1 protein-coding gene is annotated in these 1,214 nt (G+C 77.1%); it reads left to right on the top strand.

Features of this window, described 5'->3' with window-relative positions:
* Nucleotides 1-62 precede the first annotated feature (62 nt).
* A partial coding sequence (locus PYV61_RS25525; RefSeq protein ID WP_275836701.1) for a glycosyltransferase occupies nt 63-1,214 on the top strand: 1,152 nt, incomplete at its 3' end.

Raw genomic sequence — 1,214 nt, 5'->3', positions numbered from 1 at the left:
GCGCGCCTGGCTCAGCGGCACCAAGCAGTTCAACGAACACTACTCCGCCAGCTTCACCGCGCTTGACCTCCTCGGCCCCCGCTAGCCCCCCGCCTGCGGCCGACGCCGCGCGTGCCCCGCAGCCGCTGCGCATCCACATGATCCTGCCGGCGATGCCCGCCGGGGGGATGGAGGCGGTCGTCCTCATGCTGTGCGAGCGCCTGCGGCGACTCGGCCATGAGCTCGAGGTGACCTGCACCGAGTACGTCGGCGCGTTCGGCGAGGAGCTCGCGGCGCGCGGCGTCCCGGTCACGCTCGTGCGGCTGCCCGCGCGCCACCACACCTGGCACCCCGGGCCGCTCGCGGCGCACCTGCGCGCGCGCCGCCCCGACGTCGTCCACAGCCACAGCGGCGTGTGGCTGCGCTCCGCGCGGGCGGCGGCGCTGGCCGGCCTGCCGCCGATCGTGCACACCGAGCACGGCATCCTCAACGGCGTGCTCAAGCCGGAGCCGCTGCGGGACCGCATCACCAAGCGGCTCGCCGCGCGGCACACGCACCGCGTCGTCGCGGTCGCGGACGCCCTGCGCGAGCACCTGGTCACCATCACCGGGATCGACGCGCGCCAGGTCCGCCTGATCCCGAACGGGATCGACGAGGAGCAGTTCGCCCCCGCGCCGCGCGACGCCGCCGTGCGCGCGTCGCTCGGCGTGCCGGCGCACGTCCCGCTGCTCGGCACCGTCGCGCGCCTCGCGCCGGAGAAGAACCACCTCCTCCTGATCGACGCGTTCGCGCGGCTGCGCGGGACGCACCCCGACGCGCACCTGGTCGTGGTCGGCGACGGCCCCATGCGCGACGCGCTGGAAACGCGGGTCGCCGAGCTCGGGATCGCCGACGCGGTGCGCCTGCCGGGCGTCCGGCGCGACACGGCGGCGCTCTACCGCGAGCTGGACGCGTTCGTCCTCTCGTCCGACTCCGAGGGCGCGTCCATCAGCCTGCTCGAGGCGATGGCGACCGCGGTCCCCTGCGTCGCCACCGCGGTCGGCGGCTCCCCCGCCCTGCTCGACCACGGCGCCTGCGGCCACGTCGTCCCGCCGCGCGACGTCGACGCGCTCGCCCTCGCGCTGGGCGCGGCGCTCGCCGACCGCGCGGCCGCCGCCGATCTCGGTCGGCGCGCGCGCGCGCGGGTGGCGGCCGACTTCGGCGCCGGCGCCATGGTGTCGGCCTACGAGGCGGAG

It is taken from the genome of Roseisolibacter sp. H3M3-2, assembly GCF_029211165.1.
Taxonomy (GTDB): domain Bacteria; phylum Gemmatimonadota; class Gemmatimonadetes; order Gemmatimonadales; family Gemmatimonadaceae; genus Roseisolibacter.
Note: the sequence above shows the minus strand (reverse complement) of the source record. Positions and strands in the feature narration are given on the sequence as shown.